General features: G+C 72.2%; 19 protein-coding genes. 10 read left to right on the top strand and 9 right to left on the bottom strand.

The genetic code is table 11. The features are described from left to right. Positions 1-628: 628 nt before the first annotated feature. Positions 629-2335 carry an Ig-like domain-containing protein gene (locus tag OVA02_RS15620; RefSeq protein ID WP_267658782.1) on the top strand — a complete coding sequence of 569 codons (1707 nt, stop codon included), beginning with the start codon at positions 629-631 and terminating at the stop codon, positions 2333-2335. A 112-nt stretch (positions 2336-2447) separates the two neighbouring features. After that, on the top strand, positions 2448-3140 hold the full coding sequence (locus tag OVA02_RS15615) for an endonuclease/exonuclease/phosphatase family protein (protein WP_307785101.1): 693 nt from the start codon (positions 2448-2450) through the stop codon (positions 3138-3140). 204 nt (positions 3141-3344) lie between these two features. On the opposite strand, the gene OVA02_RS15610 is transcribed toward OVA02_RS15615, so the two are convergent. Beyond that, positions 3345-3623: a hypothetical protein gene (locus OVA02_RS15610; protein ID WP_056046704.1), complete on the bottom strand. Its 279-nt coding sequence runs from the start codon at positions 3621-3623 to the stop codon at positions 3345-3347. 332 nt (positions 3624-3955) lie between these two features. On the opposite strand from OVA02_RS15610, the gene OVA02_RS15605 reads away from it, so the two are divergent. Both OVA02_RS15605 and OVA02_RS15600 read left to right on the top strand, forming a co-directional pair. Further along, a complete protein-coding gene (locus OVA02_RS15605) occupies positions 3956-4795 on the top strand; it encodes an aldo/keto reductase (protein ID WP_056046702.1) in 840 nt (279 codons plus the stop codon). 174 nt (positions 4796-4969) lie between these two features. Then, positions 4970-5734, top strand: coding sequence for a Pr6Pr family membrane protein (locus tag OVA02_RS15600; RefSeq protein WP_267658781.1), 765 nt, complete (start codon positions 4970-4972; stop codon positions 5732-5734). On the opposite strand, the gene OVA02_RS15595 is transcribed toward OVA02_RS15600, so the two are convergent. Together OVA02_RS15595 and OVA02_RS15590 are read right to left on the bottom strand one after the other, a co-directional pair. After that, complete coding sequence (locus OVA02_RS15595; RefSeq protein ID WP_267658780.1) at positions 5665-7176, bottom strand: flavin monoamine oxidase family protein; 1512 nt, start codon at positions 7174-7176, stop codon at positions 5665-5667. The genes OVA02_RS15600 and OVA02_RS15595 overlap by 70 nt on opposite strands. A 175-nt stretch (positions 7177-7351) precedes the next feature. Next, a complete protein-coding gene (locus OVA02_RS15590) occupies positions 7352-8149 on the bottom strand; it encodes an alpha/beta fold hydrolase (RefSeq protein WP_056046697.1) in 798 nt (265 codons plus the stop codon). A gap of 487 nt (positions 8150-8636) precedes the next feature. Here OVA02_RS15590 and OVA02_RS15585 point away from each other — a divergent pair, with 487 nt between their 5' ends. Together OVA02_RS15585 and OVA02_RS15580 are read left to right on the top strand one after the other, a co-directional pair. Then, positions 8637-9458, top strand: a complete 822-nt coding sequence (locus tag OVA02_RS15585; RefSeq protein ID WP_267658779.1) for an NAD(P)H-hydrate epimerase — start codon at positions 8637-8639, stop codon at positions 9456-9458. A 487-nt stretch (positions 9459-9945) separates the two neighbouring features. After that, the gene (locus tag OVA02_RS15580) at positions 9946-10917 is read left to right on the top strand and encodes a hypothetical protein (protein ID WP_056046693.1); all 972 of its coding nucleotides are present in this window, start codon (positions 9946-9948) and stop codon (positions 10915-10917) included. Between the two features lie 79 nt (positions 10918-10996). On the opposite strand, the gene OVA02_RS15575 is transcribed toward OVA02_RS15580, so the two are convergent. The 4 genes from OVA02_RS15575 to OVA02_RS15560 all read right to left on the bottom strand — a co-directional run bounded on the left by OVA02_RS15575 (position 10997) and on the right by OVA02_RS15560 (position 16661). Next, a complete protein-coding gene (locus OVA02_RS15575) occupies positions 10997-12481 on the bottom strand; it encodes an MFS transporter (protein WP_082460329.1) in 1485 nt (494 codons plus the stop codon). A gap of 698 nt (positions 12482-13179) precedes the next feature. Beyond that, positions 13180-14703 (bottom strand): DHA2 family efflux MFS transporter permease subunit, encoded by a 1524-nt coding sequence (locus OVA02_RS15570; RefSeq protein ID WP_235452646.1) that lies wholly within the window; start codon positions 14701-14703, stop codon positions 13180-13182. Positions 14704-14823: 120 nt separating this feature from the next. Next, positions 14824-15702 (bottom strand): ABC transporter permease subunit, encoded by an 879-nt coding sequence (locus tag OVA02_RS15565; protein ID WP_056046690.1) that lies wholly within the window; start codon positions 15700-15702, stop codon positions 14824-14826. Further along, on the bottom strand, positions 15699-16661 hold the full coding sequence (locus tag OVA02_RS15560; RefSeq protein ID WP_043593111.1) for an ABC transporter ATP-binding protein: 963 nt from the start codon (positions 16659-16661) through the stop codon (positions 15699-15701). The genes OVA02_RS15565 and OVA02_RS15560 overlap by 4 nt, the downstream gene beginning before the upstream one ends. A 164-nt stretch (positions 16662-16825) precedes the next feature. On the opposite strand from OVA02_RS15560, the gene OVA02_RS15555 reads away from it, so the two are divergent. Genes OVA02_RS15555 through OVA02_RS15545 form a run of 3 tightly spaced genes read left to right on the top strand, consistent with a single transcriptional unit; the run spans position 16826 to position 18985 of the window. Continuing rightward, the gene (locus OVA02_RS15555; protein WP_235452643.1) at positions 16826-17560 is read left to right on the top strand and encodes a DedA family protein; all 735 of its coding nucleotides are present in this window, start codon (positions 16826-16828) and stop codon (positions 17558-17560) included. Between the two features lie 20 nt (positions 17561-17580). Continuing rightward, the gene (locus OVA02_RS15550) at positions 17581-18276 is read left to right on the top strand and encodes a nucleoside/nucleotide kinase family protein (RefSeq protein WP_200922585.1); all 696 of its coding nucleotides are present in this window, start codon (positions 17581-17583) and stop codon (positions 18274-18276) included. Between the two features lie 40 nt (positions 18277-18316). Then, positions 18317-18985: a histidine phosphatase family protein gene (locus tag OVA02_RS15545; protein ID WP_056047815.1), complete on the top strand. Its 669-nt coding sequence runs from the start codon at positions 18317-18319 to the stop codon at positions 18983-18985. Between the two features lie 102 nt (positions 18986-19087). Here OVA02_RS15545 and OVA02_RS15540 read toward each other — a convergent pair whose 3' ends face one another. Beyond that, entirely contained in the window at positions 19088-20365 is a 1278-nt protein-coding gene (locus OVA02_RS15540) for an FAD-binding protein (protein ID WP_056046688.1), read from the bottom strand. Between the two features lie 98 nt (positions 20366-20463). After that, a complete protein-coding gene (locus OVA02_RS15535) occupies positions 20464-21639 on the bottom strand; it encodes an ABC transporter permease (RefSeq protein ID WP_056046686.1) in 1176 nt (391 codons plus the stop codon). A gap of 107 nt (positions 21640-21746) precedes the next feature. On the opposite strand from OVA02_RS15535, the gene OVA02_RS15530 reads away from it, so the two are divergent. Further along, a complete protein-coding gene (locus OVA02_RS15530) occupies positions 21747-22187 on the top strand; it encodes a MarR family winged helix-turn-helix transcriptional regulator (RefSeq protein WP_056046684.1) in 441 nt (146 codons plus the stop codon). Positions 22188-22496 lie beyond the last annotated feature (309 nt).

Genomic DNA, 22496 nt, shown 5'->3' with positions numbered 1-22496 from the left:
GCGTCCCCGCCCCCGCCCGCCCCGCCTGCCCCGCCCCCTCCCGCCCCGCCCCGTGGTGTCGGCAACTCCTGGCCCGTGCTGCGGTGGCGCTCGCCAGCGGGGGAGTCGGGCCGGCGTCGGTCAGCGTGCAGGAGTTGCCGACCGGGGGTGGTCCGTGTCGGCAACTCCTGGCTCGTGCTGCGGTGGCGCTCGCCAGCGGGGGAGTCGGGGCCGGCGTCGGGCAGGGGGCAGGAGTTGCCGACCGGGGGTGGTCCGTGTCGGCAACTCCTGGCGTGTGCTGCGGTGTGGGCTCGCCTGCGGGGGAATCGGGGCGGGTGTCGGGCAGGGGGCAGGAGTTCCCGGCAAACCGCGCACGGCGCAACGCGCACGGCGCACCGAGCACGGCGCACGGCGCACGGCGCACGGAGCACCGCGGAACGTCCGTCGCCCGGGCGCCACCCTCGTCGCCCGTTCCTCGTCCGGGTGATCTGTCCCCCCGATGGTGGACACGGTCGGCACGTCGGCCCTAGTTTGGGTGTCACCCGAGACGTGACGATCCCCGTTCACCCGACCCCGGCGCCGTACCCGAACACGGCACCGGGGGAACAGGTCGAGGCGCGCGTCTGACCTACCCGAAAAAGGCACCACCATGCATTCGCTCACCCTCGAGGGGTCTCCCCGTCGCGGGCGGAGGGCCCTGCGCCTGTCCGCCGCGCTGCTCGCCACCCTCGCCCTGGCCGGCACCGCCGCCCTCACCGGCACCGCGGCTCCGGCCCGGGCCGCCGAGATCGACGGTGCCATCACGAACGTGACGGTCACCCCGACCACGCCGAAGCAGGGTTCCCAGCTCACGACGACGATCGCGTGGCAGGTGCCCGACGACACCCTCGCAGGTGACACCTTCACGCTGGCGCTCAGCGAGCACCTGAAGAACCTGCCCACCGACTTCGCGCTCCGCGACCCCGCCACCGGTGCGGTCGTGGCCGACGCCGCCGTCGTCGGGACGCGCCCGTCCGTGGTCACCTTCACGATGACCGCCTACGCCGAGGACCACCTCAACGTCAGCGGCCAGGCCTTCGTCACGTCCGACTTCGAGGGACGCACCACCCCGTCGGGCGTGCCCACCCCCTTCACGTCGACCACGAACGACGGTCGCGACTTCACGACCGTCGTCACTCCGACCGGTGTGTTGCGCGGATCGGACGTCGTGACGAAGTTCGGCACCTACACCCGTGCCGACCAGGGTCGACTCGTGGCCGACGACTTCCTCGTCTGGAGCGTGAACACGCCGATGGGGCCGTTCGACTCGGCCACCGTCGGTGACTCGGTCCCCGTCGGCGAGGCGTGGTCGTTCGACTGCGACACCGCCGTCTTCACCGAGATCCGCACCAAGGCCGACGGTTCGCTGGCCGCACCGGTCGCCGTGACCCCGGCCTCGTTCGACTGCACCGACTCCGGGTACACGGTCTCGTGGGGCGCGCAGACGCGGACCGCGCAGTACCGTGCCGCCGTCGCCGTGAGCCTCGCCGCCCCCACCGGCACCGCGACCGCCCCGCAGACCTTCACCAACGCCGCGACTGCGTCGACCGTCCGGGCCGGTGTCGCCGCCGGCAGCCGGGTCACGGCCTCGAAGGTCCAGGCCTCCGCCGGGGGAGTGGGCAGCGGTGACGTCCCCGTCTCCGCCGTGACCATCACGAAGGGCGACGCCGCGGGCCACGCGGCCGACACCGCCGACGCCGCCGTCGTGCTCTCCGACGGGACCGCCTCGCTGGCCTACCGGGTCACCAACACGGGTGCCGACGCGCTCGCCGACGTCTCGGTCTCGGACGCGGTCGTCGCCAACGGCACCGTCACGGGCCTGAGCTGCGACTTCAGCGCCCTGGGCGGACCGTCCACCGGTGTCACCTGGGCCGGCCCCCTCGCGGTCGGTGCCTCGTTCGACTGCACCGCCGCCCTCGCGGGTGTCACGGCCGGCACCGCCGACCACCACGACGTCGGCACCGTGACGGCGCGGGGCATCGAGTCGGGCCAGGCCGTGACGTCCTCGAACGCCTGGTTCGCCCGCGTCTCCGGCGCGACCGGCACGACCACCACGCCGACGTCCGCCCCGACGACGACCCCGGCCGCGCTCGCCGCCCCCGCGGCGGGCCCGACCGCCCCGGCCGCGTCGACGCCTCGACCGGCCGCCGCGGCAGCGACCACCGGTCTCGCCTTCACCGGGGCCGAGCTGGCCGGTCCGGTCACGCTGGCCGCACTGCTGACCCTGCTCGGTGCAGCGCTCGTCGTCTCGACCCGTCGTCGTGCGGCCCGCGCGGCGCTGACCGGTGACGCCGACCGCAGCCACCGCGGCGAGTAGCCGACCGCCAGGGGGTGCCGGGTGCGGCGGACACGACGTCCGCCTCACCCGGCACCCCCCTTTCGTCCAACCTGCACCTCCCCGAAACAGACGTGGACTAGGTTCGCTACTCGTGACAGAAGACAACGGACACACGATGCGCGTCGTCAGCTACAACCTTCGCGAGCACACGGCCAAGGGCGAGATCCGGTCGCTCGCCGAGGACAACGACGCCGACGTGCTCTGCCTGCAAGAGGCCGACACGAAGGACATCCCCGACGAGTTCGGCGAGTTCGCCCTCGCGGCGTCGACGCACAACAACCGTCTCGGGCTGGCGGCCTACTACCGCCGTTCGCGCTTCGAGTTGCTCGGGACGAACGTCTACGCGCTGAAGAAGTCGATGCACGACCGGGTGATGTCGCCGGCGCACGAGCGTCTCCTGGCCATGCACCTGGCCGACCGGCAGAGCGGACGCGACGTGCTGATCGGCTCGTTCCACGCCGCCCCGCTCACCGCCACGAACGCCCTGCGGAAGAAGCAGGTCGAGTCGGCGCACCGCCTCATGCGTGCGTTGGCGCCCGGCGTGCCGATGCTCATGGTGGGCGACTTCAACTACCCGTGGTTCCACGGCGGTCTCCGCAAGCACATCGAGCGCGACGGCTTCGTGCTGACCCGCAGTTCGACCCCGACCTACCTCGGCTACAAGTACGTCAAGGGCCACTTCGACTTCGCGACGAGCTACGACCTCAAGATCGAGGACGTCGTCACCCTGCCGGCCGGCATCAGCGACCACCGTCCGATCCTGGTCCGCGCCCGGGGGCTCTGACCTCGCGGGTTCCGCACACGACGACGGGCCCGGTCACCTCCTCGGTGGCCGGGCCCGTCGTCGTGGTGCCGGGAACCGCAGGAGGCGCGGTGCGGCCGACAGCCTCACCGCGCCTCCTCGGGGCCGGAACCGCAGGAGGCGCGGTGCGGCCGTCAGCCTCACCGCGCCTCCTCGGGTCGTCGCGCCCGCAGGCGCCGCCGGGGCCTAGGCGGCCAGGGCGAGCTCGCGGGTCTCGACCGACGAGGCCTGCACGATGGTGCGGCTGGGCTCGTGGCGCCAGCTGCGACCGGGGATGACCCAGCCGGCCGCTCCGTCGACGACGACCGACGCACCGACGCGCACGGCGGCGGTGACGTCGTCGCGCCAGGCGCGGACGGCGAACTGGGTGCCGCGGTCGTCGACGACGACGAACTCGACGAGGCGGGCGGTGGTGAGGGTGGGCGCGGTCGTGACCGTGCCGGTGATGCTGATGATGTCGTTCATGATGCTCGATTTCGATGTGTGCTCTGTGTTGCGACAGAATCCGTGGCACGAGATGCCGGATGGGCGCTCGTGGTCCGCCTGACGGCGGTGGTCGGGCCTGCGGTGACGGCGGCCGGAGAAGTAGGGCAACGATGATCGGTGGTCATCGTGCGCATCCGGCGAGGTCGTCTCGCGAGGCTGTTCGGGCGGTGCACCGGTGTGGACTCGGTCGTCACCGCACGGGGCACTTCTGAGAAGAGGGGCCCAAGCGACTCATCACAGTAACACGCCCGGGGTACGTCCACCAGTGTTTCCTCGGAAGGTTCGACGGGGGTGAGTGGTTGGCTCTACACATGACCACGATCCCCACCATCACCCTGAACAACGGAATCCAGATCCCTCAGCTCGGGTTCGGCGTCTACCAGGTCGACCCGGCCGAGACCAAGGACGCCACCCTCACCGCGTTCGAGGTCGGTTACCGCCACATCGACACCGCCGAGATGTACGGCAACGAGGCGGGCGTCGGCGAGGCGATCGCCGAGAGCGGCATCGACCGCAGCGAGATCTTCGTCACCTCGAAGCTCAACAACGGCTTCCACAAGCGTGACGACGCGCTGAAGGCGTTCGACGGCACGCTCGACGCGCTGAAGCAGGACTACGTCGACCTGTTCCTCATCCACTGGCCGCTGCCCGGCATCGACGTCGACTACGTCGAGACCTGGAAGGCCCTCGAAGAGATCTACGCCAGTGGCCGCGCGAAGTCCATCGGCGTCTCGAACTTCCAGCAGCCCCACCTCGAGCGCGTCCTCGACGAGGGCTCGGTCGTCCCGGTCGTCAACCAGATCGAGGTGCACCCCTACCTGACCCAGGACGCGCTGCGCGAGTTCGGCGTCTCGAAGGGCATCCACACCGAGGCCTGGTCGCCCATCGCCCAGGGCGGCGTCCTCAAGGACGAGACCATCACCGAGATCGCCGAGCGCGTCGGCAAGACGACCGCGCAGGTGACGCTGCGCTGGCACATCCAGCGTGGCGACATCGTCTTCCCGAAGTCGGTCACGCGCTCGCGCGTGGAAGAGAACTTCGATCTCTTCGACTTCGAGCTGACCGACGCCGACGTGGCCGCCATCACCGCCCTGAACAAGGACGAGCGCACCGGTCCGAACCCGGACGAGTTCAACTACATCCCCAGCTGATCGCCTGATCGTCACGGCGTCGCGCTCGGTCGCGACGCCGAGGCACCGAGGCCGGGTCCGCACGTCGTCACGACGAGCGGGCCCGGCCTCCGCACGTCGAGGCGTCGCGCGGGCGCCTAGTACGATCGACGTTTCCCCCGACCACAGCCGACCAGATCCGGAGGGCGTGACACGGTGCGACGGATCGTCGGCGTCCTACGCCTGCTCGCGGCCGCCGTCGGCGTGGTCGCCCTCGTCGCCGACTTCGTCTACGTGCTCGGTTTCAGCACCTTCAGCTCGATCAACTACTTCAGCTACTTCACGCAGCAGAGCAACATGGCGAACGTCGTGGTGCTCGCCTTCGCGGGCGTCGTGTCGTTGCGCGGGCGACAGGAGCCCGACTGGTTCGCGGGAGTCCACGCCCTGGTCAGCACCTACGTGATCGTGTCGGGCATCGTGTTCGGCATCATCGTCGCCGAGTCGGCGAGTCACGACTACCGCATCGAGGTGCCCTGGTCGAGCCAGCTGCTGCACTTCGTGATCCCGACGTTCGTGCTCGTGGACTGGGTGTTCGGCCCCGACCGGCCGCGGGTGCGGTGGCGGGTGCTCTCGGTGGTGCTGGTCTTCCCGCTCGTGTGGGGCGTGTTCATGATCGTCCGGGGCGCCGACGTCGGCTGGTACCCGTACTTCTTCCTCGACCCGGCGCAGGTCACCTGGCCGGGCGAGTTCCTGCTGTACAACGGCATCGCCCTGGGCACGATCGTCGGGGTGCTCGTGGGGCTCGTCGCGCTGAGCCACGTGCGGCCGCACGCGCGGGCACGGCAGGGTGGCGGGCCGGCGTCGGCGACGTGCACCGCGTCTCCTGCGGTCGACGGACGAGGAGGCGCGGGTCAGGACGTCGGGTCGGCCGTCGGCTCGTCGGTGGGCGCGGGGGACCCGGCGGCCACGAGGTCGAGGTAGGGCGCCAGGCTCTGCATCGCCGAGGCCATCGCCGCGTCGTCGTCGAGGCCGGCGACCTCGGCCGCCGCGTCGCCACCCGTCAGCGCGACCAGCACGGGCGCGCCGGTCGCCGGCATGAGGTTGACGAAGAGCCGGTAGGGGGCGTCGTCGTCGAGCACGGCCCAGACCGTGGCCTGGGTGGACCAGAAGGCCTCGTCGAAGCGCAGCCAGAGCACCTCGCGCGTGCCGACGCCGAGGGCCTCGATCGCGTCCGTGTGGGTGGACGGCAGATCGGGCGAGAACTCGGGCACGCCGGTCTTCAGCACGCCCAGGGGGATCGTCGACACCGCGCGGTCGACCGAGAGCGACTCGCCGGTCGCGAGCCTCAGCCCCACGCCCTGGTCGCCGTACTGGACGCGGACGACGTTGCTGTCGCGGAGCACGTCGAGGCCGTCGAGCAGGCCCGCGACGAAGCCCGAGAGGCCACCCGTCACCACGGAGGCGCCGGTGGGCAGCAGGTCGCGTGCGGGGTCGTCGCCGAGGGCCGAGGCGGCGAGGTCGTCGGCCCCGGCCCCCCATCGGGCCGGGAGGAGGTCGTCGAGCACGAGGGCGAGACGGTCGGCGTCCGAGACCCCGTCCGGACCGGGAAGGGCCGAGACCTCGTCGGCCCCCGAGCCGGAGAGGGCGTCGGTGACGCTCGTACCGGAGTCGGCGTCGGTCGTGGTGGAGCGCCCCACGGCCCAGGACGCGGCCCGGTCGAGACGGTCGGCGGCGTCGCCGAGGGAGTCGACCGCACCGTCGGACGTCCGGACCTCGACGGTGTCGTCGAGCGGCCGGGTGCGGACGCGGGCGAGGGCGAGTGCGGCCTGGAGGGCCACCGACCCGGGGCCCTCGAGCAGGCCGACGCCGAGTTCGACCGGGTAGGGCCAGTCGTCGTCGTGCACGCTGTGCACCCGGCCGCCGACCCGGCCGCGGGCCTCGACGACCACGACGTCGTAGCCCCGGTCGACGAGGGACCGCGCCGCGGTCGCCCCCGCGATGCCGGCGCCGATCACGGCGATGCGTTCGTCGGTCGCGGCGACCCCGGCGACCTGCGCCGCGACGTCGAAGCCCCACTGACGCGCACCGTAGACCGTGCCGCCCATCGTCGAGGCGACGGCTTCTCCGGCGAAGAAGAGGCGGTCGTCGAGCGGGGTGCCGAGCAACCGGCGGTCGGCGTCGGAGGTGCCGGGGGTGAGGTGGCTCGTCGCCCCGAGGGAGTAGGGGTCGTCGGCCCACGAGCTGCGGCGGAAGGCAGCGGGGGCGACCGTGCCCGACGAGGTCGGCGTCGGCGTGGGGGTCGGCGTGGCGGACGGGGTGGGGCTGGCCGTCGGCGCGGGGGAGTCCGTCGTGCAGGCCGACAGCACGAGGATCGCGGCCCCCGAGACCGATCCCGTCAAGAACGCTCGCCGACTGATGCCCATGGTGCGTCCATTCTCGCAGTCGGCGCGCACCGGCGCTCGCCGGGGTCGTCCCGTGGCGTCCTGCGCACCGGCACCGCGCCTCCTGGTCGCGTCCTGCGTTAGGGGACCGCGCCTCCGGGTCGCGTTCTGCGTTCCGGCGCCGCGCCTCCGGGTCGACGACCCGTCGGGGCGGGCCTCAGGCGTCGACGGTCTCGAGGAAGGTGCGCAGCAGGTCGGTCACCTGGTCGACGGGGAGCAGCGACGAGGCGTGGTCCTGGCCGACGAGCGAGTAGAAGACGGCTGCCGGCATCCGGCGGGCGGCCTCCTGGGACTCGCGATGGCGGTCGACGTCCCGCGTGCCGGCCAGCAGGAGGGTGGGGACCTCGACCGAGTCGAGCTGGGGGACCGTCAGGCCGCCACCCGTCTCGGCCGCGGTGAAGAAGGCGGCCAGGGCGATCGGATCGTCCTGCATGAAGGCCAGACGGGTCTCGGGATCGATCGGACGGCCGATCGTCTCGCCCCAGCGGTCGACGAAGCGGGCCATGCCACCCGTCGTCAGGGCGTCGTGCCAGTCGGGCGTGAAGGTCGCGCCGATGTTGCCGTTCATCGGGGCCCAGCTGCCACCGATCGTGGTCAGCGTCCGGAGGCGCCGGGGCTCGTGCGCCGCGACGGACAGCCCGATGCGGGCGCCGAACGAGTAACCGACGTAGTGCGCGGGCTCGAGGCCCGTGGCGTCGAGCACGGCGCCGACGTCACCACGGTGCAGGTCCATCGCGTACGACTCGGGGTCGTGGGGCTTGCCGCTCTTGCCGTGGCCGCGCATGTCGAGCGCGACCACCGTGAAGTCGCGCTGCAGGTCCCGGAGGTAGCCGAGCCCCCGCCAGGTGCCGCGCGAGAGGCCCGAGCCGTGCACGAGCAGGAGCGGCGGCCCGTCCCCGTCGACCTCGTAGGCGATCTCGGTGCCGTCGACAGGGTTCGGGGTGGTCGCACGCATCCCGACAGTCTGGCAGCGCCCCACAGCTCGTGATGGTTGTGGTCGTAGTGCTCGCTGTGCTCGTTCTGCTCGCTGTGCTCGTCCCGCTCGTCGTGCCCGCTGCGCGTCCCGCTCGCTGCGCGCGTCCCGCTCGCTGCGCGCGTCTCGCGCGTCGTGCCCGCTGCACGTCCCGCTCGTCGTGCCCGCTGCGCCTCCCGCTCGTCGTGCCGTTCTGGTCGCGTGACGGTCGACTCGGGTCGGCTCGCGGTCGGGTCGACCGAGGTGCCGAGTGGCGCGCGATGTCGGCAACTCCTCCCTCGTGCCGCCCGTGCCTCCCGTGGGCGGCGCCCTCGGCCGCCTGCGCGTCACAGGCCCGGAGTTACCGACTCGGCCGGTGCCGCACGAGCAGGTCCTCCTCGGCGCGGTGCGGCACGGCGGGGCCCGGCGCCGTGGCGGACCGGGGTGGGCGGCCCGGTCTTCCGGCGGTCGAGGGGAGGAGGGTGGACGCATGGTCGAGGCTTGGACGGCGGCACAGATCCGTGAGGCGGAGCGCCCACACCTGGAGGCGGGCGAACCCTTGATGAGGCGGGCGGCCGACGGTCTCGCGGACGTCGTGCGCGACGTGTTGCGCGCCTCCTCGTCCTCCCGGGACGGTCGTGCGGGCCGCATCCTGCTGCTCGTCGGAAGCGGCAACAACGGCGGTGACGCGCTCTACGCCGGGGAGTCGCTCGCCCGCGAGCTCATGCCACAGGGCGGCGCGGTGACGGTCGTGCCCGTGGGGTCACGGGTGCACGAGGCCGCCCTGGCCGCGGCGCTCGCGGCAGGGGCCGTGCTCGACGACGTCGAAGCCTGGTGCGATGCTGCGGTCGTGGCGGGGGTTCTGCCCGCGTACGACGTGCTGCTCGACGGACTGGTCGGGACGGGCTCGAACGGTGCGGGGCTCCGGGGGGATTCGCTGCGCGTGGTGGAGGCGGTGCTGCCGGTGGTCACTGGTGCGACATGGGGTGCGGGTGCAGAGGCGGCTGTGGCATCCGTGACGGGGAGGGGCGCAGGGACGTCCCCGGGCGGAGGTTCGGCTGCGGACGGCGACGTCACGGAGCCCGCACCACGAGTGATCGCGGTCGACGTTCCGAGCGGCATCGGGGTGGACGACGGGGCCCTCCCCGATCCGCCACACGTGCTGCCCGCGGACGTCACCGTCACGTTCGGCGGGCACAAGGTCGGGCTCGTCGTGGGCCCGGGGGCGGAGCGAGCCGGACGCGTCGTGCTCGTCGACATCGGCATCGGTCCGGACCTCGCGCGCATGCCCCCGGCGGTCACGACTCCCTGATCGCCGCCCCGCCCCGCCCCGCCCCCGCCTCGCCCCGCCTCGTCTCGCCCAGCCCCCGCCTCGCCTCGTGCCGCCCCTGTCCCGTCCGTCTACTGCCCCCTTCCGTCTCGTCCCGTCGTGTCCTGTCCCGTTCCGCTTGCTGTCACCGCCAAGGGTCTGTCCCGGTCGGCAACTCCGGGCTGTCGACTGGCCGAGGCGGAACCCTCGCGCCTCCGTCACGACGCCGACGCCCGATGCAGGAGTTCCCGACACTGCACCAGCACGGTCGGCAACTCCTGCCCCCAGGGCATCGCCACCCGGCCGGAACCCTCACACCACCTTGGGTCTGGGCAGGAGACAGGAGTTGGCGACGGCAGGCCGTTCCCGACCGCGGAGAAGGTCTCACCGGTTCGGCGTCGTCTCGTCCCCAGGGGCCAGCCGCCGCCGTGCGTCCCCGGTGCGAGTCGTGCGGAGGTGACGGCTCCCGCGATTCCGACACGCTCGTGACATGACCACGATCGCCGAACTGGTCTCGTCCGCCGGAGGCCTGCTCCACAAACGCGACCTCGTCGCCCACGGCGCGACCGACCGACACCTCACCGTCGCCGTGCGTTCCCGCAGCGTCGTCCGGCCCCGGCGGGGGTGGTACTCCACGTGGTCGCCCCATGACCCCCGGTTCGTCGCGGTGGCGGTCGGTGGCCGGCTCACGGGAGCGTCCGCCCTCCACCTGCTCGGGGCGTGGTCGTGGTCGTCGCGCCGACCGCCCGTCACCGTGTCGGTTCCGTTGACGGCCTCGCGCCTCCGGAGGCGTCGAGGGGTCCGTGTCGTCTGGGACCCCGTCGACCTGAGTTGCCGAGGATCGACCTGGGCGGTCGATCCTCGCGACGCCCTGGCCCGGGCGGTCGTGGAGGCGCGATCCTTCGAGGACGCGGTGATCCTCGTCGACTGGGCGAGGGAGGCAGGCATCGTCCAGGACGATGACGACGCCGCCGAGGTGTTGTCCCGCAAGAGGATGGACGCTGCCGGCCTCGTCGCATGGAGTGAAGGAGGCGCGGAGAGCATCCTCGAGAGCGCCGCCGGAACGAGACTCCGACGCGCGGGACGCCACGTCGTGCGTCAGATCCCCGTCTCGGGGACGAACAAGATCATCGACATGGTGGTCGACGGCATCATCGGCTTCGAGACGGATGGACGAGCACACCATGAACGGCGTTTCGACGAGGACCGGGTCAAGGACGCCGACATCGCCCGTGAGGGGCGGGTGCCGTTTCGGGCGAGCGCCATGATGGTGAAGAACAGGTGGCGGTCGACGGCCGAGGCGATCGATGCGCTGATCTTCACGGCGGGTGGCCCCCGTCGCGCCGAGGATGTCGGCAACTCCTCGTTGCCGCGAGTGCTCGGACCCCGGGGTCACCGATCGTGGCGGCTGGCGATTCCCCGACGGCACCCCGGTCAGGAGTTCCCGATCGGGGGAACCTAGCGGTGGAGCGCGTAGCCCGTCCCACTGGCCTTCATCGCGCCGCACGGCCTGGGCAAGCCGCCCGCCGGCCCGGCCCACCTCAGCTCCGCGGCGACTGCTTCGACGAGGGGACGACCGACAGCGGAGTGGTGATCGTCTCGAGCGACTTGCGAGCCGCGTCGACTCCGAAGATGAGCGCGATGACACCGCCGACCAGCATGACGCCGGCGCCCAGGAAGTACCCGCCCGTGAGGGGGCCCCGGTCGCTCCCGTCGCCGATGAGGGCGCCGTAGAGGCTCGGAGCGACGGCGCCGACGATCTGTCCGAGGGCGAAGAAGTAGCCGATGACCTGACTCCGTAGCTCGAGCGGGAAGATCTCGCTCACCGTCAGGTAGGCCGACGACGCGCCTGCCGAGGCGAAGAAGAACGAGACGCTCCAGAAGGCGGTCTGAGTCGCGGCGTTCAGCACGTCCGCCTGGAACAGGATCGCCGACACGGCGAGCACCGCCGCCGACACGGCGTACGTCAGGAAGATCATCTGACGTCGACCCCAGCTGTCGAACAGCGGCCCCAGCACCAGCGGCCCGAGCAGGTTTCCCACGGCGAAGATCAGGAAGAAGTACTGCGTGCTGCTGGGGCTCGTGCCGTAGAAGTTCTGCAGCACGAGTGCGTAGGTGAAGAAGATCGCGTTGTAGAGAAAAGACTGCGTGATCATCATCGCGGCGCCGACGAAGGTTCGCTTCGGGTAGTCGTGTACCAGGGTGCGGATGATGGTGCCGAACCCGATCCGCCCCGCCGCGACCACCTCGATGGCCTGGTCGTCCGACACGGGGGTGAGGTGGTCGGTGCCCTTGTCCTTCTCGACGCGGGCCTCGATGTCGTCGACCGTCGCCTCGGCCTCCTTCTCGCGTCCGTGGGTCATCAGCCACCGCGGGCTCTCCGGGATGTGGCGGCGCAGGTAGATGATCGCGAGGCCGAGCACGGGGCCGATGAAGAACCCGATGCGCCAGCCGACGTTCTCGGCGAACAGGTCGGGGTCGAGCAAGAAGATGTTGGCCGTCGCGCCCAGGGCCGCGCCGCCCCAGTACGTCCCGTTGATCGCGATGTCGACGCGTCCGCGGTACTTCGACGGGATGAGTTCGTCGATCGCCGAGTTGATGGCGGCGTACTCCCCGCCGATCCCCGCACCGGCGAAGAACCGGAACACGGCCAGGAAGACGAAGTTCGGCGACAGTCCCGCGATGGCGCTCGCCACGAGGTAGATCGCCAGGGTCAGGATGAACAGCTTCTTGCGGCCGAGGCTGTCGGCCATCCGCCCGAAGATGAGGGCCCCGAAGACCTGGCCGACGAGGTAGATCGTGCCCAGCAGCCCGACCTCGGCGGCGGTGAGCCCGAGGTCCGCCTGGAACCCGGCCGAAGCCACGATCTGGATCTCGAGCCCGTCGAGCACCCAGGAGAACCCCAGGCCCACGACGATCGACCAGTGGAACCTCGTCCACGGCAGACGGTCCATCCGGGCCGGGACGAGGCTGCGCGTGCCTCCGCCCGGGCCGCCGTTCGACGAGGTGGTGGGTGAGCTTGTCATGGGTCGGCCTCCCGGGGATGCGTGACGTCGGGTGCGCAGCCTGCAAGTCTGCATCATCTGCACGTGCCCGGACGTTACTCGCGCTCGGAGCCCGTGTCCGCGTCGGCCCGCACGTCGAGGAAGCAGGTGCCCGAGGAGGCGCGCGTCGGCAACGCAGGACTTCCGAGGAGGCGCAGGCCGAGAAGACAGGGACCCAGAGGCAGCGCGCACCCCGAGACAGGAGTTGCCCGCACCTGCAGGGGCAGAGGAGGGCGCGCACGGGCAACGCAGCACCGCCGAGGAGGCGCGTGTCGGCAACGCATGACCGCGGAGGAGGCGCGTGTCGGCAACGCAGGACTGCCGAGGAGGCGCGGGCCGAGAAGATAGGGACCCGGAGGCAGGGCGCACCCCGAGACAGGAGTTGCCCGCACCCGCACCCGCACCGAATTCGCAGGGGCTGAGGAGGCGCGGGTGGTGCAGGCCGCACCGTCGGCGCCATGGGGCCGTCGCGGGAACGGGATCACGCGGCTCGGGCCGTCGGTTGCACGACGATCCACGACCTCACGGACGGCTGATGCGACGACGAGCTGCCGACGGCCGGCGCTTCCCCGAGGGGGAGGCCGTGGCCATCGGCAGCTCGGCAGCTCGGCAGCTCGGCAGCTCGGCAGCGCCGACGCACGTCTCGCCACGCGCCACGCGCGACGCGCGACGCGCGCAGGTTAGTGCGCGACGACCGGCTCGGCGCCCTCGACGACCGGCGGGCGCCGGACGAAGAACGACCCCACGACGGCGAACACCGAGATGATCGCGCCGACCAGGAATGCGGCGCGCACGCCGGCTCCCGTGGCGGCGGCTCCGGCACCGGACTGGCTGGCCGCCGCGGTGGCGGCCAGGGTCATCACGGTGACGAACACGGCGGTGCCGGCGGCGCCCGCCAGCTGCTGCACCGTGCCGACGATCGCGCTGCCGTGCGAGTACAGGTTCGACGGCAGCGACCCGAGGCCCGAGGTGAACAGCGGCGTGAACATGAAGGCCAGGCCGATGCTGAGGGCGACGTGGGCGGCGAGGACCATCGGGATCGGGGTGGACTCGGACACCGTGGACATGAACCACAGCACCGCGCTGACCAGGGTGGTGCCGGGCACGAGCAGCACGGTCGGACCGTACTTGTCGAACAGGCGTCCCACGACGGGCGACAGCAGGCCCTGGACGAGGCCGCCGGGCAGCAGCAGCAGCCCGGTGGCGAGCGGGTCGAGGCCGTGCACGTTCTGCAGGTAGATCGGCAGGACGATCAGGGTGCCGAAGAGGGCGATCATGCCGACGCCGAGCACCGACGCCGAGATCGTGAAGGTGCGCGACGAGAACGTGCGCAGGTCGAGCAGGGCGCGGTCGCGACGCTGCAGCGAGCGCTGACGCAGCACGAACGCGACGAGCGCGACGACGCCGACGGCCAGCGGCACCCAGGCGGGGACGGCGGCCTCGGCCCCTTCGCCGATCGAGCTGAGCCCGAAGACGATGCCACCGAAGGCGAAGGCCGACAGGATCACCGAGGTGACGTCGAGGGGCACCTTCTTCGGCGTGGTGACGTTCTTGACGCGGGCGGCACCGAGCGCGAGCGCCACGAGGGCGATCGGCAGCACGAGGATGAACATGAAGCGCCACTCGAGCACGCTCAGGATGACGCCCGAGATCGTCGGGCCGATGGCCGGTGCGACCGAGATGACGATCGAGATGTTGCCCATCGTGCGGCCGCGCGTGGCCGGCGGCACGAGGGTGAGCACGGTGGTCATCAGCAGCGGCATCATGATCGCCGTGCCCGAGGCCTGCACGACGCGGCCGAGCAGCAGCACGCCGAAGCCGGGAGCGATCGCCGAGATGGCCGTCCCGAGGCTGAAGAGGCTCATCGCGGTGATGAACACCGGGCGGGTGTTGAAGCGCTGCAGCAGGAAGCCCGTGATCGGGATGACGACGGCCATGGTGAGCATGAAGCCCGTGGTCAGCCACTGGCCCGCCGTGACGGTGATGTCGAGGTCGCGGGTGAGGCTCGGCAGGGCGACGCCCATGATCGTCTCGTTGAGGATCACGACGAAGGCCGACACGAGCAGCAGCCCGATGACGAGCTTGTTGCGCGCCTCGGTGCCGGCCTGGTCGCCGTCGGCGCCCGCCGTCGCGGTGTCGGCGGCTCGGCTCTCGGGGGCTCGGCTGTCGCCGACGGTCGTCGGGGGAGAGGGGTCGATGCTCAAATGGGGCTCCTCGGAGGTGACGGCGGTGTGCCTGTGCGACCGAACGTACGAGACGGTCCGGTTCTTCCCGATCCGTCCGATCGCGTCGCCGTCACCCCGAGGAGGCGCGGTGCCCGTCGGTCAGACGTCGCGTCGCTTCACGAGCGCGAGCGCCAGACCGAAGAGCACGACGACCCAGCCGACGAGCACCAGCAGGGCGCTCCACGGCTCGAGGACGAGGGCCCCGTCGGGGCTCGGCAGGGCCATGGCCGACTGGCCGGAGACGACGTAGTCGTAGAGCCGGGCGGCGGCGTTCGGCGGGATGATCTCGGCCAGTGTGTAGACCCAGGCGGCGTCGACGAACGCCGTGAAGATCTGCACGATGATCGGCAGCACGAAGACCAGGCCGACCGAGGCCGCGATGGCGCCGGCGCCGTTGCGGATGATCGCCCCGAGCGAGAAGGCGATCATGCCGATGAAGGCGATCGAGGCCGCGGCTCCGACCACGCTGCGCCAGAGGGCACCGTCGCCGAAGTCGACCGTGATGTCGTTCGACGGCAGGATCGCGCTGTTGATCAGCAGGGTCAGGACGAGGGCGACCAGCGACACCACGAAGAGCGTCAGCGCGACGACGACGAGCTTGGCGACGACCGCGGGCAGGCGCTTGGGCACCGTGGCGAAGGTCGACCGGATCATGCCCGTGCCGAATTCACCGGTGATGACGAGAGCGCCCAGGATCGACGCGACGAGCTGGCCGAACACCACGCCGACCGAGACGGACTGCGCGACGATCTGCTGTTGTTGCTCGGTGCTGGCCTCGCCGGCCTGGAACAGGCCCGCGCTCAGGGCGAACAGGGCCCCGAAGCCGACGATGATGACGACCATGATCGCCAGGCACCACCAGGTCGAGCGGAGCGTACGTAGTTTGATGACCTCGCTGCGCAGCACGCCGCCGAAGGTGAGCTTCGAGGTCGGGCGCACGGGTCGGTCGCGGTGACGGGTGGGGGTCGTGGCGGTCATCGGGTCGCTCCCTGGGGGGTCTGCGTGTCGGGGGCGACGTGGCTGCCTCGCGCCGCGCCTCCTGCGTGGTATTCGACGGAGTCCTGCGTGAGGGTCATGTACGCGTCCTCGAGCGAGCGGACCAGCGGGGTGAGCTCGTGCAGCACGACGCCGGACGAGGCGGCGAGGTCGCCGACCCGCTCGGCGGTGATGCCCCGCAGCTCGACGACGCCGGGCTCGACGGCCGTGACGGCGACGTCCGGCCCTTGCAGCAGCGAGACGAGGTGGTCGGCGTGCGGGCTGCGGACGCGCACGGCGTCACCCGACGCCTGCGAGATGACGTCCGAGATGGGGGAGTCGGCGAGCACCTTGCCGCGCCCGAGCACGATGAGGTGGTCGGCGGTCTGGGCCATCTCGCTCATCAGGTGCGACGAGAGGAACACGGTGCGACCCTCGCTCGCGAGGAAGCGGGCCAGGGTGCGCACCCAGACGACGCCTTCGGGGTCGAGGCCGTTGACGGGTTCGTCGAGGATGACGGTGGCCGGGTCGCCGAGCAGCGCGGCGGCGATGCCGAGGCGCTGGCCCATGCCGAGCGAGAACCCGCCGACGCGCTTCTTCGCGACCGACTCGAGGCCGGTCAGGGCGATCACCTCGTCGACGCGCTTCTTGCCGATGCCGTGCGTGGCGCCCATGGCGAGCAGGTGGTCGTGGGCGCTGCGACCGGTGTGCACGGCCTTGGCGTCGAGCAGGACGCCGACCTCGTGCAGGGGGGCCGCGTGGTCGGCGAACCGCTTGCCGTTGACCGTGACGCTGCCGCTGGTGGGGCGGTCGAGCCCGACGATCATGCGCATGGTGGTGGACTTGCCGGCGCCGTTCGGGCCGAGGAACCCGGTGACGAGGCCGGGTCGGACCGTGAAGGTGGCGTCGTCGAGCGCGCGCTTGTCTCCGTAGATCTTGGTGAGGTTCCGGGCTTCGATCATCGCGTGCGTCCTGTCGTCGGCATGCTGAGGGGTGTCCGCATCGCCCCAGGCTAGGGGCGCGGTGCGCCCGGGGGCATCCCCCGCCCGGCCGAGACCGGTGGATGCGCGAGTGGTCCGCTCGGTGGACGCCGCGACCCGGGGTGGACCCGTTACAGTCGTCCCTCGTGATCGCCGACACCCTGCTCGCCGCCCTGCCCGCGTCCACCGGCGGGGGGTTCGTCCTCTTCAACCCGGACGAGCTGCTGCCCGCGCTGGGGCCCTGGGCCCTCGCCGGCATCTCGCTGATGGTCTTCATCGAGTCGGGCGTGCTGTTCCCGTTCCTGCCCGGCGACTCGCTGCTCTTCACCGCCGGCGTGCTGCACGAGGCGCTGGGGCTGCAGGTCTGGGTGATCGCCCTCTGCGCCTTCGTCGCCGCGGTCCTCGGCGACCAGGTGGGTTACTTCCTCGGCAACCGCTTCGGCCGACGCCTGTTCAAGGACGACGCACGCATCCTGAAGACGGCCTACCTCGAGCGTGCGGAGGCCTTCTTCGCGAAGTACGGCGGCACGAGCCTGATCCTCGGTCGGTTCGTCCCGATCGTCCGCACCTACGTCCCGCTGGCCGCGGGGACCGCGGGCTACCGGTACCGCAGGTTCCTGCTCTTCAACGTGACCGGCGCCTTCCTCTGGGCCGTGGGCATGACGGTGCTCGGCTCGCTGCTCGGCGGCATCCCGTTCATCCGCGACCACATCGACGTGCTGGCGGTCGTGCTCGTCGTGCTGTCGGTCGTGCCCATCGCCCTGCACGCCCTGCTCGCCTGGCGCCGGTCGCGGCGTGAGGCGGCCCTCACCGAGCTGCGGACCGCGGACGTCGGCGACGAGGCGGGCACCGGTCCGGGCTCGGCCGGCCGCCCCGAGTGACCGGTACGCCGCTCGGTTCGGTGGAGGACCTCGTCGCCCGAGCCCTGGCGGTCCACGCCCGGACGCAGGAGGCGCGGCGCGGCTCCTCCGCGGGCCTCGCGTCCCCCGGCGGTCCCGTCCCGACGTCCGTCCGCACCCTGATCGGCGTCGCCGGCGAGCCCGGGGGCGGCAAGAGCACGGTCGCCGCGGCCGTCGTCGAGGGGCTCACGCGGGTCGGGGTGAGGGCCGTGGTCGTGCCGATGGACGGGTTCCACCTCGCGGGCGCCACCCTGGCCCGGCTCGGCCGCCTCGACCGCAAGGGCGCGATCGACACCTTCGACGCCGACGGCTACCTCGCCCTGCTCGAGCGGCTGCGGTCCCGGTCGGGGACGGTGTGGGCACCCGAGTACGTCCGGGGCGTCGAGGAGTCGATCGGCGGCGCGGTCGAGGTCGATCCGTCCGTCGAGGTCGTGGTCAGCGAGGGGAACTACCTGCTGGCCGAGCTCACGCCCTGGCCCGCGGTGCGCGCGACGTTCGACGAGGTGTGGTTCGTCGACACCCCGGCCGAGCGGCGACGGCGCTGGCTCGTCGCCCGTCACGTCCGCTTCGGCATGACGCCCGGAGCCGCCGAGGCCTGGGCCGCGGGTCCCGACGAGGCGAACGCCCGGCTCGTGCGGGCCACCCGCGCCCGGGCCGACGTCGTCGTGGACGCCGGTCGCCTCTGGCCCGACGCCTGACGACCGCCGGTGTCGGGGGTCCACCGTAGGGTTGACGATCATGCGCCTGTTGTTGATCCGCCACGGTCAGACCCCCGACAACGTCGAGGGCGTCCTCGGCACCGTCGCGCCCGGCGTCGGGCTCACCGACCTCGGTCGACGGCAGGCCGAGGCTCTGCCCGCCGCCCTCGCCGACGAGACGATCGGTGCCCTCCTCGTCAGCACGCTCGTGCGGACGCAGCTCACCGCGGCTCCTCTGGCCGCCGCCCGGGGCCTCGCGCCGACGGTGCTCGACGGGTTGCGCGAGGTGAAGGCGGGCGACCTCGAGGGCCGACACGACATCGAGGCGGTCACGGCCTACGTCGGCTGCGTCTTCTCCTGGGCGTCGGGCGACCTCGACGTCCGGGTGCCCGGTTCCGAGGACGGGCACGAGTTCTACGCGCGGTACGACGCCGCGTTGGCCGACCTGATCGCCGGGGCCGAGGGCGACGGGCACGAGACGGTCGCGGCCGTCAGTCACGGTGCGGCCATCCGGGCCTGGGTCGGCTCGCGGGCGGTCAACGCCGACGACGAGTTCATCCGTCAGCACCTGCTCGAGAACACGGGGGTCGTCACCCTCGAGGGCAGCATCGAGGCCGGCTGGCGCCTGCAGACCTGGCAGGGCCTGCCCGTCGGCGGGGCCGAGCTGCTCGACCTCGAGGCGGCGGACCCCACCGGCGAGTCCTACTGAAGCCCGACCCGGGGCCCGACCCGTCGACCACCTGTCGCGCCTAGGCGCGCACGCGCTCCACGCCGTCGCGCCTAGGCGCGCACGCGCTCCACGCCGTCGCGGCTAGGCGAGCAGGCGCTCCACGGCCGGGCCGCCGAACTTGCCCTCGGGGTCGATGTCGCGCACGAGGTCGGCGAAATCCGTCAGCCTCGGGTAGGCCGCGACGATCGCCGCGTGCGGCAGGGCCGACAGCTTGCCCCAGTGGGGGCGCGGGGTGAACGGGGCCAGCGCCTCCTCGACCCGGGGGATCAAGGCCGCGACCTCGGCGGGGTGCTTCTTCCAGGTGAAGGCGATGCCCAGGCTGTCCTGTGGTGTCGGGCTCAACCAGAGCGGGTCGCCCGCGACGGTGCGGGTCTCGCAGGTGTGCAGGTGCGGGCGTAGCTCGTCGCCGAGGCGTCGTACGGCGCGGAGGGCGGCCGCACCGTCCTCGAGGGCGACGAAGTGTTCGCTCTGCAGTTCGGAACCCACGGACGGGGTGGCGTCGATGCGGAAATGCGGCAACCGGTCGGCCCACGACCCCACGCTGCCGTCCATGGGCGTCGACTTCGTACCGGTGACCTCGGCGTGCTCGTCGACGGGGGCGGGGCGGGCGCCCCACAGGTCACGGGGCATCGACACGTCGGCGAGGCCGTCGGGCACGCGCGACTTGACCAGCACCTCGCGGATGCGGTGGTCGAACTCGTGGAAGAAGCTGACGCTGTACCCGGCTCCCATGACGTCCATCAGGTGGTCGTCGACGCTCGACCAGGGCAGGTCGACGTAGGTGTCCTGTCGCATGCGGAACCCGGGTTGGACGTCGAGGGTCACCCGGACCACCACGCCGAGGGCGCCCAGGGCCACGACGCTGCCGTCGAAGCCCGGCTGTCCACGACGCACGGTCCGGAGCGACCCGTCGGGCCCGACGATCTCGAGGGCCGACACCGCGCTCGACAGGCTCCCGAGGCCGAGTCCCGAGCCGTGGGTGCCGGTCGCGATCGCTCCACCCACCGAGATGTGCGGCAGCGAGCCCATGTTCAGCAGGGCGAGTCCGTGTCGGTCGAGGTGCTGCGCGACGACGGCGTAGTTCGTGCCGGCCCCGACGGTCACGCCGTGGCCGTCGTCCGAGATCACCGGGTCGGCGGGCAACGCCGTGGTCGAGACCAACAGCCCCGGTCCGTCGGCCACGTCGCTGAAGGAGTGGCGCGTGCCCAGGGCCCGGATGCGCGGGGCCCCGGCGACCAGCTCGCTCAGCTCGTCGATCGTGGTCGGCTGCACGACCCGGGTCGCCCCGTAGCTGAAGCTGTCGGCCCAGTTCCGCTCGTCGCGTCGGGGTGGCCGGAGGGTCTCGTGCGTCGTCGTCACCGGTCGAGTCTCGCACGCGTCCCCGGCGGGCCCGGCGCCCGGTGTCGCACGCGTCACCGCCGCGCCCGGCGTCACCGGCGTCCCCGACGCCCTGCGGCTCAGGCGGCGATGCCCTCCTCGTCCTCGCGGACGGCCACGCGCTCGTTCGCGAGCCGGGTGCGGCGCACGCTCCAGAGGTGGGTGAGTCCGGCGAGGGCGAGCCCCGCGGCCAGCCAGAGTGCGAGCGTCAGACCGGCCCGGCCCCATCCCTGGCCGGGGAAGTACACGATCGACTGCGTGGCGTGCAGCCAGGCCGAGCCGTTCCAGAAGGCACCCAACGCGCCGAAGAAGGGCGGCACGAGCTGCGACGAGAAGACTCCGCCCGAGCTGGTGAAGTTCAGCATGACGAAGAGCATGGTCAGGGCCGGCGTGGTCCAGTGGCGGAGCAGGGGGTGCAGGCCGATGCCGATCACGACGACGGCGGTCACGTACAACCAGCTGACGAGGGCGATGCCCCAGAGGCCGGTCGTGACGATGCCGTAGACGGGGCCGACCACGACGGTGCCGATCGCCGCGATCACGGCCGCCGTGACGACCCCGGCGAGGAGGCGCGAGCCGAGTCCCAGCCGGGCGCTCGCCGCCGAGATGGCTGCGGCACTCGCGTATGCGCCGACGCTCAGGGCGACGAGCAGGAAGAACAGGCCCTGTCCGGTCGGGTCGCCCTCGCCGCTCGGGACGACGTCGTCGACCTTCAGGGGCAGCCCGAGTCGGTAGGCGACCGGACCGAACACCTTCTGCAGGACGCTCGCGGTCGTGTCCGACGCAGCGGACGAGACGTACAGCGTCGCGTCGGTGGCGCCCACCTCGAACGCACCCGAGATCTCGCGGTCGGTGATGAGCCTGCGCGCCGAGTCGGCGTCGGCGACGGTGCGCACGTCGAGGGCGTCCGGGTCGGCGTCGTTGAGCTGTTGGGCGAAGACCTCGCTCTGGGCCGAGCTGCCCACGACGGCGACGGGCACGTGGTGGGGGGTCGGGTGGCCGAAGGCGCCGAGGTAGGCGAGGGCCATGCCGGTGGCCAGGAAGAGCGGGATGAGCACGTGCAGGCCGAGGGACCGCCAGGCCGCGGCGTCGGGACGCGGGTGGCGCGCGATCGCGGGCCCGGCGTGCTGGTGACCCCGGTGGAGGCGCGGGTCGGGTCGGTCGTCCCGGTCCCGGAGCGCGTCGGCGCGGAACGAGTCGTGGTCGGGGCGCGCGCCGTCGTCCGGGCGGTGCAGGGTCAGGTCGGTGGTCGTCACGGGGCTCCTCGTGGTCGGGGGCGCCGTTGCCCGTCGGTCTACAGTTGCATTATGCAACACAAACGACCCCCTCGGTGTTCCCGACCACCCGCCGTTAGGCTGACCCCGTGACGGACCAGCGGGGGCAGCGAGGAATCGACACGGTCTACTCGGAGCTCGAGACCGTGTCCCGACGGGCCGTCGCCCGTGCCCGGCACAAGAGTGCCCCGCTGTCGTTCGTCGAGCACTCGCTCGTCACCTTCATCGCCACCCACCCCGGCTGCCGCGCCACCGACATCGCCGCCGACTTCGGGCTGAACCGCTCGACCGTCTCGCGCCAGCTCGGCGGACTCGTCGAGCTGGGCCTGGTCGAGCCCGGCGCAGGGGCCGCGGTCGAGGGTCGCCGCGGCCAGGCGCTCACGCTGACCGCCCGTGGTCGTGACCTGCTCGCCCGATCGGTCGACGCCAACCGGTCCGCACTGGCCGACCGGCTCGAGGGGTGGACGCCCGCCGAGGTCGACGCGCTCGCTGCGGCGCTCCACCGTCTGAACTCGGCCTTCGTCGACTGACCCGCCTGGCGGCTCGGCGCCGGTGCCGGGTGCCCGATGGTCGGCCCGGCCCCGGCCCGGCCCGGCCCGGCCCGGAACGGCGATGCCCGTCGTGGTGGGCGACGGGTGTCGCCGACTCGCGCCTCTTCGTCGATCGGGGTACAGATCGTGTGACGGATGTGACTGGAGTCATGTCGTGAATCCCCCTGTGAACCCCTGACTGGGGACATGCCGATGACGAGAAACCCTGAGGTGCGGGTTTACCCTTCCCGGTTCCGCCCGTAGGCTGAGCGGGTTCCCCACCCCCGACGACCGTCGATCCGGCGCGTC

Source organism: Frigoribacterium sp. SL97 (genome assembly GCF_026625765.1).
In the GTDB taxonomy this organism is placed as follows: Bacteria; Actinomycetota; Actinomycetes; order Actinomycetales; family Microbacteriaceae; genus Frigoribacterium.
Note: the sequence above shows the minus strand (reverse complement) of the source record. Positions and strands in the feature narration are given on the sequence as shown.

Excerpts from the sequence above, each read along its gene's own strand:
- OVA02_RS15565 (WP_056046690.1), bottom strand. The coding sequence starts at position 15,702 with ATGACCGCCACGACCCCCACCCGTCACCGCGACCGACCCGTGCGCCCG.
- OVA02_RS15580 (WP_056046693.1), top strand. The coding sequence starts at position 9,946 with ATGACCACGATCGCCGAACTGGTCTCGTCCGCCGGAGGCCTGCTCCAC.
- OVA02_RS15575 (WP_082460329.1), bottom strand. The coding sequence starts at position 12,481 with ATGACAAGCTCACCCACCACCTCGTCGAACGGCGGCCCGGGCGGAGGC.
- OVA02_RS15590 (WP_056046697.1), bottom strand. The coding sequence starts at position 8,149 with ATGCGTGCGACCACCCCGAACCCTGTCGACGGCACCGAGATCGCCTAC.
- OVA02_RS15595 (WP_267658780.1), bottom strand. The coding sequence starts at position 7,176 with ATGGGCATCAGTCGGCGAGCGTTCTTGACGGGATCGGTCTCGGGGGCC.
- OVA02_RS15560 (WP_043593111.1), bottom strand. The coding sequence starts at position 16,661 with ATGATCGAAGCCCGGAACCTCACCAAGATCTACGGAGACAAGCGCGCG.
- OVA02_RS15585 (WP_267658779.1), top strand. The coding sequence starts at position 8,637 with ATGGTCGAGGCTTGGACGGCGGCACAGATCCGTGAGGCGGAGCGCCCA.
- OVA02_RS15620 (WP_267658782.1), top strand. The coding sequence starts at position 629 with ATGCATTCGCTCACCCTCGAGGGGTCTCCCCGTCGCGGGCGGAGGGCC.
- OVA02_RS15610 (WP_056046704.1), bottom strand. The coding sequence starts at position 3,623 with ATGAACGACATCATCAGCATCACCGGCACGGTCACGACCGCGCCCACC.
- OVA02_RS15605 (WP_056046702.1), top strand. The coding sequence starts at position 3,956 with ATGACCACGATCCCCACCATCACCCTGAACAACGGAATCCAGATCCCT.
- OVA02_RS15545 (WP_056047815.1), top strand. The coding sequence starts at position 18,317 with ATGCGCCTGTTGTTGATCCGCCACGGTCAGACCCCCGACAACGTCGAG.